The organism is Raineyella sp. W15-4 (genome assembly GCF_033170155.1).
In the GTDB taxonomy this organism is placed as follows: Bacteria; Actinomycetota; Actinomycetes; order Propionibacteriales; family Propionibacteriaceae; genus Raineyella.
This window is the reverse complement of record NZ_CP137079.1, coordinates 1,410,800-1,426,653: the sequence shown is the minus strand read 5'-3', so window position 1 is coordinate 1,426,653 and position 15,854 is coordinate 1,410,800. Positions and strand designations below refer to the sequence as shown.

The window sequence follows — 15,854 nt, the reverse complement described above, 5'->3', positions numbered from 1 at the left end:
GGGTGGTGTCAGGGCCGGCGCTGCTGCCGGTCGAGCATCTTCTGCAGTTCGGGCGACAACTGGAAGTCCTGCATCGCCCGGTCCAGGTCCGCACCGTCCGGCGCCCCGTCCCCGAACGGTGAGGCGGCGGGCGTCTCCGGACGCTCGGTGGCCGGTCCGGCAGCGCGCTTGGCCGGATTGCCGGAGACCTTGTTCCCCTTCTTCTTCTGCTTCTTGGCCTGCTGCCTGGCCGGCTTGGCCGCGCCGGGCATCCCCGGCATCCCGGGCATGCCGCCCATCGCGCCGCCCGCCATCGAGGCCATCATCTTGCGCGCGTCGACGAACCGGTTGACCAGGTTGTTGACGTCGCTGACCGTCACACCGGAACCCTTGGCGATGCGGGACCGGCGGGAGCCGTTGAGGATGCCGACATCGGACCGTTCGGCTGGGGTCATCGACAGGATGATCGCCTCGATCCGGTCGATCTCCTTCTCGTCGATGTTCTCGATCTGGTCCTTCAGCTGGCCCATCCCGGGCAGCATCCCGAACACCTTCGACAGCGGGCCCATCTTGCGGACGGCCTTCATCTGGTCGAGGAAGTCCTGCAGGCCGAACTCCTTGCCACCCTTCGAGGTGGTCAGCTTCGCGGCGGCCTTCGCGGACTGTTCGGCGTCGAACGTACGCTCCGCCTGCTCGATCAGGGTCAGCACGTCACCCATGCCGAGGATCCGCGAGGCCATCCGGTCGGGGTGGAAGACGTCGAAGTCCTCGAGCTTCTCGCCGTTGGAGGCGAACATGATCGGCTTGCCGGTGACCTTGCGGATCGACAGTGCCGCGCCGCCGCGGGCGTCGCCGTCGAGCTTGGTGAGCACGACACCGTCGAACCCGACGCCCTCGGCGAAGGCGTTGGCGGTGTTGACGGCGTCCTGGCCGATCATCGCGTCGACGACGAAGAGCACCTCGTCGGGCTGGACGGCGGCGCGGATGTCGGCGGCCTGCTGCATCATCTCGGCGTCGATGCCCAACCGGCCGGCGGTGTCCACCACGACGACGTCGTACAGCTTGTGCCGGGCCTCCTCCAGGGAGGTCCGGGCGACCTGCACCGGGTCACCGACACCGTTGCCGGGCTCCGGGGCGAAGACGTGCACCCCGGCGCGTTCGCCGACCACCTGCAACTGGGTGACCGCGTTGGGGCGCTGCAGATCGGCGGCGACGAGGAGCGGGGTGTGGCCCTCGCGCTTGAGCCACTTCGCCAGCTTGCCCGCCAGGGTGGTCTTGCCGGCGCCCTGGAGACCGGCGAGCATGATGACCGTCGGCGGCTGCTTGGCGAAGCGGACCGTACGGGTCTGCCCGCCGAGGATCTCGGTCAGTTCCTCGTCGACGATCTTGATGATCTGCTGCGACGGGTTCAGCGCTTGGGAGACCTCGGCGTTGCGCGCCCGGACCTTGACCGCGTTGACGAATTCCTTGACCACGGCGAGGTTGACGTCGGCTTCCAGCAGCGCGATCCGGATCTCGCGTGCGGTCGCGTCGATGTCGGCGTCGGTCAGCCGACCTTTGCCGCGCAGGTTCTTGAAGGTCGCGGCCAGGCGGTCCTGCAGGGTGTCGAACAAAATGGTCCTCGGGTTCACTCAGCGCGGTGGTCGGTGACCACGACGGTCGGTGGTCTCGGCGGTTTCGGCGGTCGGGCAGCGGGCGGTCCGGGCGTGCAACGTACGTCCGGACGCATCTGGCGTCCCAGGATACCCGCCCCCGGACATCGCCCCTCACTCGAGCCGTACGCCCGAGAACGTCCGGCGACTCAGGAACGCGCCGGTTCGAGCAGAGCGTCCACGAAGGCCTCGGCGTCGAACGGGGCGAGGTCGTCCACCCCTTCCCCCAGACCGATCAGCTTGACCGGGACGCCCAGCTCACGCTGCACCTGGATGACGATGCCGCCCTTGGCCGAACCGTCCAGCTTGGTCAGCACGATGCCAGTGATGCCGATCTCCTGGGCGAACACCCGGGCCTGGGTGAGGCCGTTCTGGCCGGTGGTCGCGTCGAGGACGAGCAGCACCTCGCTGACCGGGGCCCTCTTCTCGATCACCCGCTTGATCTTGCCGAGCTCGTCCATCAGGCCGGTCTTGGTGTGCAACCGCCCCGCGGTGTCGACCAACACCACGTCGACCTCCCGCTCGATGCCCGCGCTGACGGCATCGAAGGCGACCGACGCCGGATCGGCCCCCTCGGCCCCGCGTACGGTTGGCACACCGACGCGACCGCCCCAGGTCTCCAGCTGGTCGGCCGCCGCGGCCCGGAACGTGTCGGCGGCACCGAGCAGCACGTCCTTGTCCTCCGCGACGAGCACCCGGGCCAGTTTGCCGCAGGTGGTGGTCTTGCCGGTCCCGTTGACGCCGACCACCATCACGACGGCCGGGGTCTCCCCGGCGCGTTCCACCCGCAGGCCCCGGTCGAGGGTCGGGTCGACCAGTGCGATGAGCTCCTCACGCAGTGCCGAGGTGGCTTGCGCGGGCTCGGAGACGCCTTCGACCCGCAGCCGGGTACGCAGCTTCTCGACCAGTTCCGTGGTCGGGCCTACCCCCATGTCGGAGGTGAGCAGGGTGTCCTCGAAGTCCTCCCAGGTCTCCTCGTCGAGCCGGTCGCTGGACAGCAGCATCAGCAGTCCGCGGGCGAGCGCGTTGTTGGAGCCGGCCAGCCGGGCGCGGAGGCGGGCCATCCGGGTCCGCGGCGGCTCCGGCACCTCGAGCGGGATCTCGACCTCGGGGGTGATGACACCGGGCTCGACCACCGTCTCCTCGGCCGGCCCCGCCTCACCCATGGCCTCGACCGGTGCGGCCTCGGGCGCCGGCGTCCCGGGTGCCTCACCCGTCGGTGTCTCGGTGGTCGGCGCCTCGGGACCGGCTTCCGGCGGGCCCGCGGTGGGCCGTTCCTCGACGGCCACCCCGCCCTCGGTGGCCTGCTGTTCGGCGGACGGCGCCGGTCCCGGACCGACCTGCCGACGGTCGGCCCCCGGCGGAAGCCGCTTCTGGGAGACCGCGACGGCGACGACGCCGGCGATCAGGAGGATCGCGACGACGATGCTGACGATGATGGGCGTGACGAGCACGCTGGGGATCAGGGGCACCAACACGACCCCATCTTGTCACGAGCCGGCGGTCAGCCGCCGAAGTCCCCGGTCGACGGCAGGGAGCTGCGACGCGGCGCGGGACTCCGGTCGGGGCTGGTTCCGGCGCCGTCGGTGGTCGACTCACGGACTCCGGTGGAGCCCGGCGTCGTCGTGTCGGACCGGGCGTCCGGCTGCTGGCCGGCCGGCGTGGCACGGTCGGCGCGCCGACCGGTGGCAGCGCGGTCCGGGCCGACCGGTCGGGGCGAGGTCTCGGCCTCGCCGTTCAACTGTCGGGCGGCCCATTCGAATCCACCGGCGATGTCCGGGGCTTTCTCCGAGACCTCGGGCAGGCCTCCGCGCATCCCGACGACGACGATGCCGCCGATCACCACGGCCACGATCAGTGCGACGACCACCGAGATGACCACGACTCCCATGGCAGTGCCTCCCGTACGGTCAGGATCCGAGTGATCAGGATCCGGGCGGTGCTCCGCCGGGCGTCCCTGCCCGGCCGGAGATCAGCACTCTGACAAGCGCCGATACCTTCAGACTACCCGGCGGGGGTCATTCCCCGGAACCGTGCGGGCGTTCCCCGGCCCGGACGTTCTTCGTCCGGACGTTCTTCGCCCGGACGCCGGCGAACACCCACAGTTTGCTGAGCACGAAGTTGAACGGGGTGGCCACCAGGGTGCCGATCAGCGTCGCCCAGTAGAGCAGGGTCCGGAAGCCGTTCGAGTCGTCGAAGACCTCGCGCGGCAGCGCGACCGGCGAGGTGGGGTTGATCAACAGGGTCTGCACGATGACGTTCACCACGAACGCGGCCAGCCCGGCGGCGAGGAACGGGAAGAACCCACGCAGCCAGCCGCCGTGGTGCCGGGACCGGAAGGTCCACATCCGGTTCAGCTGGTAGTTCCAGGTGTTCGCGACGAGGAACGCCACGGTCGCGTACAGGTGATAGAGCCGGATGCTCCACGGGGTGCCGAACAGGTTGAACAGCGGCGTCTCGTAGTGCGGGTAAATCTTCTTGCAGATGATCACCACCAGCAGGTTCACCAGCACACCGGATCCTCCGACGACACCGAACTTGAAGAACTGCCGGATGGTGTAGCCGTACTTCGCCCAGAACGACTTCTGCGGGGCGCCGGTCGTGCGCGGGGCGGGCGGGGTGGTGGTCACGGTGGTGCAGGCCTATCGGTCGACGGTGTGGAGGATCCGCGGGCACAGGCCCGCGGGAGGCAGACTAGCGACGGTTCCTGGGCAGCCGCTGACAGCGTGGGCAGCGGAACGAGGAGCGGTTCATGAACGCCTCCCTGCGGATCGGGGTGCCGCACCGGGGGCAGGGCCTGTCCTCCTGTCCGTACGCGTTGAGGGAGCGGTCGAAGTAGCCGCTCTCCCCGTTGACGTCGACGTACAGGGTGTCGAAGGACGTTCCGCCCTGGTCGAGTGCATGTCCCATGATCCTACGCACCGCGTCGAGGAGTTCGCGAACCCGGGGGGCGGTCATCCCGTCGGTCGCCTGCGCGTAGTGCACCCGGGCGAGCCACAGGGACTCGTCGGCGTAGATGTTGCCGATGCCCGACACCACGGTCTGGTCGAGCAGGGCGCGCTTGATGCCGGTCCGGCGGCGACGGATCGCCCGGACCACCGCCTCGGGGTCGTACGCCTCCTCGAACGGGTCCGGGGCAATGTGCGCGATCTCGGGCGGGACCCCACCGTCGGCCTCGCTGACCAGCAGCCCGCCGAACATCCGCTGGTCACAGAACCGCACCTCCGAGCGCCCGTCGGTGAAGTGGAGGCGGATCCGGACGTGGGCCTGGTCGGGTGAGCCCGGGGCATCGACCCGGAACTGGCCGCTCATCCCCAGATGGGCGAGGATTGCCTCCCCCGAATCGAGCGGCAGCCACAGGTATTTGCCGCGTCGGGCGGGCTCGCGGAACGTACGCCCCACCAGCCGGGCCGCGAAATCGTCCGGGCCACCGAGGTGTCGCCGGACCGGGCGGGGGTGGAGGACATCCACCGCGGCGACCGTACGTCCGACGAGGTGCGGCGCGAGACCGCGCCGCACCACCTCGACCTCGGGCAGCTCAGGCATCGTCGGCGGTCGCGGCCCCTTCGGTGGGACCGGGAGCGGGAGCCGCGGAGTCGGAGGGTGCGCCGGGGGCCTCGGTGGCGATGCCGCCGCCACCGACCTGGGAGTCGGCGGACGCCCGGGCCTGCTCGCGTTCGGCATGCAGCGCCCGGTAGGCCGTTTCGGCGGCTTCCTGCTCGGCGTACTTCTTCGACCGGCCGGTGCCCGGGCCGAAGAGACGATCACCGACCCGGACATGCGCGGTGAACCGCTTGTCGTGGTCGGGACCGGCCGAGGTGACCTCGTACGCCGGGGACTCGGCGCCCAGATCTGCGGCGATCTCCTGCAAGGACGTCTTCCAGTCGAGACCGGCGCCCATCTTCGCCGCCTCAGCGATCAGGTCATCGAGGACGTGATGCACGAATGTCCGGGCACCGTCGATGCCGTACTGGACGTGGATCGCCCCGATGATCGCCTCCATCGCGTCGGCCAACAGCGAGTCCTTGTCCCGACCCCCGGTGGTCAGCTCACCCCGCCCCAGGCGAAGCAACTCACCCACGCCCAGCGTCCGGGCCACTCGGGCGAGAGCCTGGGTGGACACGACGGCGGCCCGGAGCTTGGCCAACCGCCCCTCGGCGAGATCGGGGTACGTGGCGAAGATGTGCTCGGTCACGACAACGCCCAGCACGGAATCCCCCAGGAATTCGAGCCGTTCGTTGGTCGGGATCCGGCCGTGCTCGTAGGCGTACGACCGATGGGTCAGGGCGAGCTCAAAAAGCTGGGGGTCGGGTGCGACCCCCAGCTCGTCGAGAAGCTGTTCGGCTGTGGAGGCGGGTGCTACACCGCCGGTCACGATCAGGCGTCCAGGACCTGACGGCGTTCACCGCGCGGGCCGTACTGGCCGCACTCGGGGCAGGCGGTGTGCGGCAGGTGCTTGGCACGGCAGGCCGGGTTGGCGCAGGTGACCAGGGTCGGCGCAGCGGCCTTCCACTGGGAACGACGGTTCCGCGTATTGGAGCGGGACATCTTCCGCTTGGGAACTGCCACGGGTCTCTCCTTCTGTCTTCGGGGGCCTGCACGGCATCGGTCGCGTGCAGACGCAAGCGTCAACTATAGGCTCCGGCAGGCGAAGCGTGCAACCGCCCGGCGTCCGGCTCAGTGTTCCTCGTGTTCCTCGGACCCATTGCCGGGCTTGGTCTCCTCCTCGACCGCAGCAGTGTCGACCGCCCCTGCCCAGTCGCTCAGCGCACCCCAGCGGGCGTCGGTCGACAGACCGTGGGTGTGGTCCGGCTCGTCGTTGAGGTTGACCCCGCAGTCCGGGCACAGACCGGCGCAGTCCTCACGGCACAGCGGCGTGAAGGGCAGATCGAGGACCACCGCATCGCGCAGGGTCGGCTCGAGGTCGAGCAGCTCGCCCTGCATCTGGGCGAGGTCCTCGTCGTCATCGGTCACGCTCTGGTCCTCGTAGACGAAGAGCTCCTGGAGATCGACGTCGAGCTCGTCCTCCAGCCGGGTCAGGCAGCGGGAGCACTCCCCCTCGAGGCGTACGGTCGCCAGACCGCTCACCAGCACGCCCTCGCTGACCGATTCCAGCCGCAGGTCCAGACCGATCGGGGACCCGGTGGGGATGCCGATGACGGCGTTCCCGATGCCTTCCGGGGCCGGGACGGACGCGTGCACCTCACGCAAAGCCCCGGCGCGGCGGCCCAGGTCGTGGGTGTCGAGGACGAGGGGGGATCGGGCGTCCAGCTGGCCGGCGGACGGGCGGTGGGTGGTCATGGTGCCGAGTGTATGTCGCCACCGCCCCGGCCGAGTCGCCTCGACGGCACCGGGGCCGACCGCCCGGAAGCTGCTCTGCCCACGGGCCGGATCGAAGCCCGCCTGCCCACGGGTCGGCCCGATGTCAGCGCCCTCTCCTAGGCTGGGTGCCGGACCGGGACGTGTGGGCCCGGCCGGGAGGGGCGACCGATGGCGGCGTTGGGTGGCTGGCGGTCCGAGGCGTACGCAGCGCTGGACCAACGGATCGGTCTGGTCGTCGGTGCCCAGGAGAAGGCGTTCAACGCCCTGGGCCTGCACACCGTCGGCGATCTGATGCACCATGTGCCACGCCGTTATGTGGTGGGAACGGAGTTGAGCGACCTGTCCGACCTGCAGGTCGGCACCCACGTCGCGCTGCTGGCCCGAGTCGCCGAGGTGCACCCGCATCCGGGTCCCCCCGGAAAGAAGGGCCGCGGCCGGCTCGAGGTGCAACTCACCGACGGCCACCACCACCTGCCCGCCACCTTCTTCGGTGCCAACCACCTGCTGGACTGGTGGCAACGGTCGCTGACCCCGGGCGCCCGCGGCATCTTCTCGGCGAAGGTCGGCGAGTTCCGCGGCCAGCCACAGCTGAGCCATCCGGACTACGTGATCGTGGACGAGCAGGGCTTCTTCGTCGCGGGTTCGGACCGGAACCGGTCGATGGCCAGCGTGTTCCGCGGCGGCCCGATCGGGATCTACCCGGCCAGCGCCAAGCTGCCCACCTGGGACATCGCCGAGGCGGCCGGCCTGGCCCTGCACGCCCTCGGCGACCTGCCCGACCCGTGGCCGGCCTGGGTCCGGGAGCGGGCGGACCTGCCGCCGCTCGACGAGGCGCTGCGAGCGGTGCACCGCCCCACCGAGCTGTCCGAGGTCGACGCCGGGCGGGCCCGGCTCGCCTTCGACGAGGCGCTCGAGGTCCAGCTCACCATGGCCTACCGCCGAGCCGACCGCACCCGGCTGGCCGCCGCGCCGCGCCGCGCCGCAGAGAGCGGCCTGCTCAGCGCCTTCGACGCCCGGCTGCCGTTCGAGCTCACCGACGGCCAGCAGCAGGTGAGCCGGGAGATCGAGGCGGACCTGGCCGGCGACGTGGCCATGCAGCGGCTGCTCCAGGGCGAGGTCGGCTCGGGCAAGACCGTGGTCGCGTTGCGGGCGATGCTCGCAGTGGTCGATGCCGGCGGGCAGGCCGCCCTGCTGGCCCCCACCGAGGTGCTGGCGGTGCAGCACTTCCACTCGATCACCACGATGCTGGGTGACCTGGCGGCCGGCGGGATGCTGGGCGGCACCCGGGTGGTGCTGCTGACCGGATCGATGACCGGCACGCAGAAGAAGCGCAGCCTGCTTGCGATCGCCTCCGGCGAGGCCGGGATCGTCATCGGTACCCATGCCCTGCTCTCGGAGGTGGTCCAGTTCGCCGACCTGGGCCTGGTCGTCGTCGACGAACAACACCGCTTCGGGGTGGAACAGCGCAACGCCCTCACCGCCAAGGCGGACCTGCACCCGCACGTGCTGGTGATGACCGCGACGCCGATCCCCCGATCGGTGGCACTGACGATCTACGGCGACCTGGAGGTGTCGACCCTCCGCGAAGTGCCCGCCGGCCGGGCGGATGTCACCACCACGGTGGTCGACGTCGCCGCCCACCCCCGGTGGGTCGACCGGGCCTGGGAGCGGGCCCGGGAGGAGGTGGCGAACGGCCGTCAGGTCTTCGTGGTCTGTCCGCGGATCTCACCGGAGGCCGACGCGTACGACCCGGTCAACGGGTGGTCGCTGGAGGAGGTCGTCGACCGGCTCGGCCGTACCCCGCTGGGCGAGGTCCGGATCGGCGTGCTGCACGGCCAGTTGCCGACCGAGGAGAAGGACCGGGTGATGGCGCAGTTCTCCGCCGGTGAGCTCGACGTCCTCGTCGCGACGACGGTGGTCGAGGTCGGCGTGGACGTGCCGAACGCATCGATGATGGTGGTCTGCGATGCCGGCCGGTTCGGCGTCTCCCAGTTGCACCAGCTGCGCGGACGGATCGGCCGGGGGCGGTTCCCCGGGCTCTGCCTGCTACTCGCCGCCACCCGGGAAGAGGACAGCATGGCTCGCCTCGACGGACTGGCGGCCACCCGGGACGGCTTCGCGCTGGCCGACCTCGACCTGGAGCAGCGCCGGGAGGGTAACGTGCTCGGCACCACCCAGGCCGGTTCCCACACCGGGATGCGGCTGCTGAACGTCACCCGCGACGCCGACCTCATCGGGTTCGCCCGCGAGATCGCCGAACAGGCCGTCCGCGACGACCCGGAGGTCGCCACCCCGGGGTTCCATGACGCCATCCGCCGGATGGAGCTGGTCAGTCTCGACGAATGATGCTCGGCACCCGCGATATCAGAGGTGCCACGCCTCCGGCTCGTCGCCGAACCGGAACCGGCGTCCCGAGAGGTAGTTGGGCCGGATCCTGACGTAGGTGGTCTTGATGGTGGGCACCCAGGGCCGCAGCGGGAGCTGTTCCACCGTCTCGATCTCCGCCGGATCCTCCAGCACCTCGGCGTCGCCGTGCACCACGATGCTCCAACCGCCCTCGTCCTCGTACGCGTCGACCTCGAAGGCGACCCGCGAGTTCACCGTCAGCTCGAAGAGCTTGCTGCCCTGCGCGGTGCGGAAGACGATGGTCCGCCCGTCCAGGACGTAGTTGATCGGGAACATCTCGATGTCGTCGCCGATGGTGGTCGCCAGCCGCCCGATGGGTTCCCGCGTCAGCAGGTCCCAGGCCTCCTCGTCGCTCATCACCGTGATCGCATCGTTCTCCACGTACGCCATGACCGCTTCCCTCCGTCGCCGCGGTGACTCGACGACCCTCTCCGCGGGCCGCACTGCACCGGTGACCCGGAGTCTAGTCAGCAGGTGGGGCACCTGGGCCGTCCTCGGTAGCCTGTCGGATGTGACACGCATCATCGCCGGGTCCCACGGCGGCCGTCGCCTCGCCACCCCGCCGGGGGCCCGGACCCGCCCCACCACGGACCGGGTCCGGGAGGCGGTGTTCTCCGCCCTGGAGTCCTGGTCGGGCGACGGACTGACCGGGCTGGCCTTCCTCGACCTGTACGCCGGGTCCGGGGCGATGGCCCTGGAGGCGGCCAGCCGCGGCGCCCGGCCGGTGACGGCAGCGGAGTCGGACCGGCGCACTGCGGAGGTGATCCGCCGCAACGCCCGCGACCTCGGCCTCACCGTCGACGTCCGCGCCCTGCCGGTGGAGGACTTGCTGGCCGGCGCCCCGCCCCGGGCGTACGACATCATCTGGGCCGACCCGCCGTATCCGGTCCCGACCGATGTGCTGGAGCGGGTGCTGGGTGAGGTCTGGGCCTCGGGCTGGCTGGCCACCGACGGCCTGCTGGTGGTCGAGCGATCGTCCCGCGACCCGGACCCGCGATGGCCGGACGGGGTCGACGGCTGGTCCCGCCGCTATGGTGAGACCACGATCCACTATGCCCAGGAGGCCCGGTGAAGGTCATCTGCCCCGGCTCGTTCGACCCGGTGACGCACGGTCACCTCGACATCATCGAGCGCTCCGCCCGGTCCTTCGACGAGGTGGTGGTCGGTGTCGGCCGCAACACCTCGAAGAACGGCCTGTTCAGCCTGGCGGACCGGCTGGCGATGCTCACCCAGGCCTGTGCCCATCTGCCGAACGTGGAGGTCGACCCGATCGACGGCCTGCTCGCCGAATATTGCCGGACGCACGGCGTGGGCGCCATCGTCAAGGGACTGCGGTTCGCCTCCGACTTCGACTACGAACTGCAGATGGCCCAGATGAACAAACAGCTCACCGGGGTGGAGACGATCCTGCTGCCGACGGCGGCCCAGTGGTCCTTCGTCTCCTCCACGCTGGTGCGCGAGATCGCCCTGATGCACGGTGACGTATCGGCCTTCGTCCCGGACTTCGTCGTGACGGCACTGCGCGCCCAGGCCGAACGCCGGCAGCAGGCCGGAGAGGAGCACATCCACTGATGACCGACACACCGATGACCGACACACGTCCGACCGATGACTGGGGGCGCCTCGACGGACGCGCGGTGGCCTGGCTCGACCGGCTGCTCAGCCGCGACACCACCAGCCGGCTGTCCAACCTCCCGGTGGCCGAACTGATCGCCGAGGAATGCCGCACCCTCGGCATCGCCGTCCACCTGTGCCCCGACGCCACCGGCCGGAAGGCCAATCTCGTCGCCACCCTTCCCGCCGCCGACGGCACCACCAGTGGCGGGATCGCACTCAGCGGCCACATGGACACCGTCCCGGTGGACGGGCAGGACTGGTCCTCCGACCCCTTCCGTCCGGAGGTCCGGGACGGTCGTCTCCACGCGCGTGGCGCCGCGGACATGAAAGGCTTCCTGGCCCTGGTCACCGCGGCGCTGCCCCGATTCGCCGCGGCACGGCTCGCCGAACCGGTGCACCTGGTCTTCACCTTCGACGAGGAACTGGCCGGCCGGGGTGGCCGGCAGATGGTCGACGACCTGGCGGCGCTGGAGGTGCGGCCGCGCGCCTGCATCGTCGGGGAGCCCACCTCGATGCGGGTGATCACCGGGCACAAGTCGGTGACCATCGCCCGGGTCGACGTCCGGGGCCGGCACGCCCACTCCTCGCTGCCCGCCGCGGGCTGCAACGCCGTGGAGTACGCCGCCCGGATCTGCACCGCGTTCCGCGCGATCACCGACGGCTGGCGGGACGAGGGGCCGTACGACGAGGACTACGCCGTGCCCTGGTCCACCGGCGGGGTGATGACGATCGAGGGCGGCACGGCCCGCAACATCGTCCCCGAGCGGTGCACCGTGGTGCTGGAGTTCCGCACCGTTCCCGCCGTCGATCCCGGCGACGTGATCGCCCTGCTGCGCGAGCAGGCGGCCGAGCTGACCCGGCAGATGCAGGCCGAGCAGCCCGGCACCGGGATCGAGGTGGTGGTCGAGGACCTGGTCCCGACCCTGGCCACCGCGCAGGACTCCCCCGCCACCCGCGCCGCGATCGCGTACGGCGGCATCCCCAGCGACGAGCACGTGACCTACGGCACCGACGGCGGCGCCTTCCATGCCGCAGGGATCGAGACGGTGATCTGTGGGCCCGGCGACATCGCCCAGGCCCACGGGGTCGACGAGTACGTCGAGATCAGCCAGCTCGAGGCCTGCCAGGACTTCCTGGCGACGATGCTCGACCGGCTGTCCGTCCCCGACTGACCGCCTGCCCCCTCGCCGACTGACCGGCGATTTCCCAGATCCGGAGAAGGTCGGCTAGTCTGTACCGGTTGCTATCGTGCCGTGATCCGTACGACACGACGTGACCGACACGTTTCCAGAAGGAGAACCACCAATGGCTGCCGTATGTGACGTCTGCGCCAAGGGCCCGGGCTTTGGACACAACGTGCCTTGGTCGAAGAAGAAGACGAACCGTCGTTGGAACCCCAACATCCAGCGCGTCCGCGTGACGGTGAACGGGACGACCAAGCGTATGAACGTGTGCACCTCGTGCCTCAAGGCCGGCAAGGTCTCGCGCTGACCCTGCCCTGGTGACGGGATCCCTGATCGGACCCGTCACGGGTCGCTCCCCACGGGGCGGCCCGGCCCCGGCTCCACCCGGAGCACGATCCATCCAGTCGGCATCGAGCCGGCGACCTGTCCCCCTGCCGTTCGATCGGCCGCGGATCCCCAAGAGCTGTGACCACTCAGCGCCGCGCAACGGGAATGACGAAAGGAGTGCAGCCATGGATGCTGCCGAGAAGCAGAAGATCATCGACGACTACGCGACCCACCCCGGCGACACCGGCTCCCCGGACGTCCAGGTGGCCCTGCTCACCAAGCGGATCGCGCATCTGACCGAGCATCTCAAGGAGCACAAGGGTGACCACCACTCGCGTCGCGGCCTGATGCTGATGGTCGGCCAGCGCCGTCGTCTGCTCAACTACATCGCGAAGAACGACATCGAGCACTACCGCGCGCTGATCGCCCGTCTGGGTCTGCGTCGCTGACGCCCACGGCACCTGACGCCACCAGGCACAGAGGCGGTCCCTCCGGGGGCCGCCTCGTGTCGTTCCCGGACCGACCTTCGACGTGCCGATCCGCGGAGTTCCGACGGGCTGATCCGTGGGTCCGCCCGACCTGGCCCACGCGAGACAGTGCGCTCGGGCGGAAAGTCGCCTCGTGTTCACCGCGTCGGGTAGAGTAAGGCCGGTCTGTGATCCTTTCACGGACCACGTCCACAGCCAGCTCGCAGGGCCCGGTCGCTTCGGGAGTCCTCGGTCCTCGGTAGTGGTCTTCGGGAAGCGCCCGACGTCACCGACATCGGTGGCCGCCGAGCGGCGTACGCCCGCGGACCTCGATCGAAGACCGGTCTCCGTCACGGACCGGCCGTGTGCCCTGCGGCGTACACGAAAGGAGTCCCTGTGGAGGGACCCAACGTCCATTTCGCCGAGGCCGTCATCGACAACGGTGCGTTCGGCAAGCATGTCGTCCGCTTCGAAGCCGGTGCCCTCGCCCAGCAGGCCGACGGCTCCGCCGCCGTCTACCTCGACGGCGACACCATGCTGCTGTCGGCCACCAGCGCCGCCAAGCACCCGCGGGAGGGTTTCGACTTCTTCCCGCTGACCGTCGATGTCGAGGAGCGGATGTACGCCGCGGGCAAGATCCCCGGCTCGTTCTTCCGTAGGGAGGGCCGCCCCGGCACCTCCGCCATCCTCACCGCCCGGCTGATCGACCGCCCACTGCGCCCGTCCTTCGTCAAGGGCCTGCGCAACGAGGTCCAGGTGATCATCACCGTCCTGGCGCTGAACCCGAACGTCCGCTACGACGTCGTGGCGATCAACGCCGCCTCGATGTCCACCCAGATCTCCGGACTGCCGTTCTCCGGCCCGATCGGCGGCGTCCGCGTCGCGCTGATCGACGACCAGTGGGTCTGCTTCCCGACCGTGGAGCAGGACACCGAGTCGACCTTCGAGATGGTCGTCGCCGGCCGGGTGCTGCCCGACGGTGACGTGGCCGTGATGATGGTCGAGGCCGGTGGCGGTGAGCACATGGTCGACCTGATCAAGGCCGGCAAGAAGGCGCCGACCGAGCAGGTGGTCGCCGAGGGCCTCGAGGCCGCCAAGCCGTTCATCAAGGTCCTCTGCGATGCGCAGGCCCGACTGGCCGCCGAGATGCCGAAGGAGCCGCGCGAGTTCCCGGTGTTCGCCGACTACCGGGACGAGGTCTACGCGGCCGTCGAGAAGCTCGTCATCGACGAGATGCGCGAGGTGATGGCGATCCCGGCCAAGCTGGAGCGCCAGGACCGCGAGGACGCGCTCAAGGCCAAGGCGGTCGGCGAACTGATCGACACCTTCGCCGAAGCCGAGGCCGAGATCAAGGCCGCGTTCAAGGCGGTGCAGAAGAAGGTCGTCCGGCACCGTACGCTCACCGAGGGGGTCCGGATCGACGGTCGCGGCGTGCGGGACATCCGTGCCCTGTCGGCCGATGTGGAGATCATCCCGCGGGTGCACGGGTCGGCGCTGTTCCAGCGCGGCGAGACCCAGATCCTCGGCGTCACCACGCTGAACATGCTCGAGATGGAGCAGAAGATCGACACCCTGGCGCCGGAGGAATCCAAGCGCTACATGCACCACTACAACTTCCCGCCGTACTCCACCGGCGAGACCGGCCGGGTTGGCTCCCCGAAGCGGCGTGAGATCGGCCACGGTGCGCTCGCCGAGCGCGCGCTGGTACCGGTCCTCCCGAGCAAGGAGGAGTTCCCGTACGCCATCCGCCAGGTCTCCGAGGCGCTCGGCTCCAACGGCTCCACCTCGATGGGCTCGGTATGCGCTTCCACCCTGTCGCTGCTGAACGCCGGCGTGCCCCTGCGCGCCTCGGTGGCCGGCATCGCCATGGGCCTGATGAGCGAGGAGATCGACGGCGAGACGAAGTACATCGCGCTGACCGACATCCTCGGCGCCGAGGACGCCCTCGGTGACATGGACTTCAAGGTCGCCGGCACCCGGGACTTCGTCACCGCCCTGCAGCTGGACACCAAGCTCAACGGCATCCCGTCGGAGGAGCTCGCCAAGGCGCTGCTGCAGGCCCGCGAGGCGCGGCTGGTGCTGCTCGACGTGATGGGCGAGGCGATCGGCGAGCCCGACGAGATGAGCCCGTACGCCCCGCGGATCATCACCCTGCACGTGCCGGTCGACAAGATCGGTGAGGTCATCGGCCCGAAGGGCAAGGTGATCAACCAGATGCAGGAGGACTCCGGCGCAAATATCTCGATCGAGGACGACGGCACCATCTACATCGGGGCGACCACCGGGGAGGCCGCCGAGGCCGCCCGCTCGATGATCAACGCCATCGCCAATCCGACGATGCCGGAGGTCGGCGAGCGCTACCTCGGCACCGTCGTCAAGGTCGTCAACTTCGGCGCCTTCGTGTCCCTGCTCCCGGGCAAGGACGGCCTGCTGCACGTCACCAAGCTGCGCGAGCTCAACGGCGGCAAGCGCGTCGAGAACGTCGAGGACGTCGTCAAGGTCGGCCAGAAGATCCAGGTCGAGGTCACCGAGGTCGACGACCGCGGCAAGCTCTCCCTCGCCCCGGTGATCGAGAAGACCGAGGCGGCCAAGCCCGAGAACGCCACCGACGAGGATGCCCAGGACGCCGACGAGGTGACCGAGGGCTACGACGAGGGTGCCGAGGACAACGGGAACGGCGAGCAGCCGAAGTCGGACCGAGCCCCGCGGCGGCGTCGGCGGACGCACCGCAAGCCGGCCGAGGCCGGCGAGTCCGAGGACTCCGGCTCCGAGGACTGATCTGTCCGTTGCCCAGCGCGTCGCCCCTCCGTTCCGTACGTGAGGGGCGACGCCCGTTCCACCGTCATGGCAGGCCCGCGGCACCGCCGTCCCATCACGCCGTCCGTCACCTGCACGGGCCG

15 protein-coding genes and 1 pseudogene are annotated in these 15,854 nt (G+C 70.2%); 7 read left to right on the top strand and 9 right to left on the bottom strand.

The window, feature by feature from the left end:
• Window positions 1–8 precede the first annotated feature (8 nt).
• The 8 genes from ffh to R0145_RS06585 all read right to left on the bottom strand — a co-directional run bounded on the left by ffh (window position 9) and on the right by R0145_RS06585 (window position 6,932).
• The gene (gene ffh / locus R0145_RS06620) at window positions 9–1,592 is read right to left on the bottom strand and encodes a signal recognition particle protein (RefSeq protein WP_317839571.1); all 1,584 of its coding nucleotides are present in this window, start codon (window positions 1,590–1,592) and stop codon (window positions 9–11) included.
• Between the two features lie 188 nt (window positions 1,593–1,780).
• Window positions 1,781–3,097, bottom strand: coding sequence for a signal recognition particle-docking protein FtsY (gene ftsY, locus R0145_RS06615; protein WP_317840168.1), 1,317 nt, complete (start codon window positions 3,095–3,097; stop codon window positions 1,781–1,783).
• Between the two features lie 38 nt (window positions 3,098–3,135).
• Window positions 3,136–3,522 (bottom strand): hypothetical protein, encoded by a 387-nt coding sequence (locus tag R0145_RS06610; protein WP_317839570.1) that lies wholly within the window; start codon window positions 3,520–3,522, stop codon window positions 3,136–3,138.
• A 127-nt stretch (window positions 3,523–3,649) separates the two neighbouring features.
• Window positions 3,650–4,261 (bottom strand): GtrA family protein, encoded by a 612-nt coding sequence (locus tag R0145_RS06605; protein WP_317839569.1) that lies wholly within the window; start codon window positions 4,259–4,261, stop codon window positions 3,650–3,652.
• A gap of 64 nt (window positions 4,262–4,325) precedes the next feature.
• Window positions 4,326–5,177 carry a bifunctional DNA-formamidopyrimidine glycosylase/DNA-(apurinic or apyrimidinic site) lyase gene (gene mutM / locus R0145_RS06600; RefSeq protein WP_317839568.1) on the bottom strand — a complete coding sequence of 284 codons (852 nt, stop codon included), beginning with the start codon at window positions 5,175–5,177 and terminating at the stop codon, window positions 4,326–4,328.
• Window positions 5,170–6,006 (bottom strand): ribonuclease III, encoded by an 837-nt coding sequence (gene rnc / locus R0145_RS06595; RefSeq protein WP_317839567.1) that lies wholly within the window; start codon window positions 6,004–6,006, stop codon window positions 5,170–5,172. The genes mutM and rnc overlap by 8 nt, the downstream gene beginning before the upstream one ends.
• Before the next feature lie 2 nt (window positions 6,007–6,008).
• The gene (gene rpmF, locus R0145_RS06590; RefSeq protein WP_153573442.1) at window positions 6,009–6,200 is read right to left on the bottom strand and encodes a 50S ribosomal protein L32; all 192 of its coding nucleotides are present in this window, start codon (window positions 6,198–6,200) and stop codon (window positions 6,009–6,011) included.
• 108 nt (window positions 6,201–6,308) lie between these two features.
• Window positions 6,309–6,932 carry a YceD family protein gene (locus R0145_RS06585; protein WP_317839565.1) on the bottom strand — a complete coding sequence of 208 codons (624 nt, stop codon included), beginning with the start codon at window positions 6,930–6,932 and terminating at the stop codon, window positions 6,309–6,311.
• 189 nt (window positions 6,933–7,121) lie between these two features.
• Here R0145_RS06585 and R0145_RS06580 point away from each other — a divergent pair, with 189 nt between their 5' ends.
• Window positions 7,122–9,299, top strand: coding sequence for an ATP-dependent DNA helicase RecG (locus R0145_RS06580; protein ID WP_317839564.1), 2,178 nt, complete (start codon window positions 7,122–7,124; stop codon window positions 9,297–9,299).
• A gap of 18 nt (window positions 9,300–9,317) precedes the next feature.
• Here R0145_RS06580 and R0145_RS06575 read toward each other — a convergent pair whose 3' ends face one another.
• Window positions 9,318–9,749, bottom strand: coding sequence for a pyridoxamine 5'-phosphate oxidase family protein (locus R0145_RS06575; RefSeq protein WP_317839563.1), 432 nt, complete (start codon window positions 9,747–9,749; stop codon window positions 9,318–9,320).
• 121 nt (window positions 9,750–9,870) lie between these two features.
• Between R0145_RS06575 and rsmD the strand changes: the two genes are divergently transcribed.
• The 6 genes and pseudogenes from rsmD to R0145_RS06545 all read left to right on the top strand — a co-directional run.
• Entirely contained in the window at window positions 9,871–10,431 is a 561-nt protein-coding gene (gene rsmD / locus R0145_RS06570) for a 16S rRNA (guanine(966)-N(2))-methyltransferase RsmD (protein ID WP_317839562.1), read from the top strand.
• A complete protein-coding gene (gene coaD, locus R0145_RS06565) occupies window positions 10,428–10,931 on the top strand; it encodes a pantetheine-phosphate adenylyltransferase (protein ID WP_317839561.1) in 504 nt (167 codons plus the stop codon). The genes rsmD and coaD overlap by 4 nt, the downstream gene beginning before the upstream one ends.
• Window positions 10,931–12,148 carry an acetylornithine deacetylase gene (gene argE / locus R0145_RS06560; protein ID WP_317839560.1) on the top strand — a complete coding sequence of 406 codons (1,218 nt, stop codon included), beginning with the start codon at window positions 10,931–10,933 and terminating at the stop codon, window positions 12,146–12,148. Before coaD ends, argE begins: the two co-directional genes overlap by 1 nt.
• Window positions 12,149–12,281: 133 nt before the next feature.
• A complete protein-coding gene (rpmB, locus tag R0145_RS06555) occupies window positions 12,282–12,467 on the top strand; it encodes a 50S ribosomal protein L28 (RefSeq protein WP_317840167.1) in 186 nt (61 codons plus the stop codon).
• Window positions 12,468–12,672: 205 nt separating this feature from the next.
• Window positions 12,673–12,936 carry a 30S ribosomal protein S15 gene (gene rpsO, locus R0145_RS06550; RefSeq protein WP_317839559.1) on the top strand — a complete coding sequence of 88 codons (264 nt, stop codon included), beginning with the start codon at window positions 12,673–12,675 and terminating at the stop codon, window positions 12,934–12,936.
• Window positions 12,937–13,350: 414 nt separating this feature from the next.
• Window positions 13,351–15,540, top strand: a pseudogene (locus tag R0145_RS06545) (polyribonucleotide nucleotidyltransferase); the annotation flags it as partial.
• Between the last annotated feature and the right edge of the window lie 314 nt (window positions 15,541–15,854).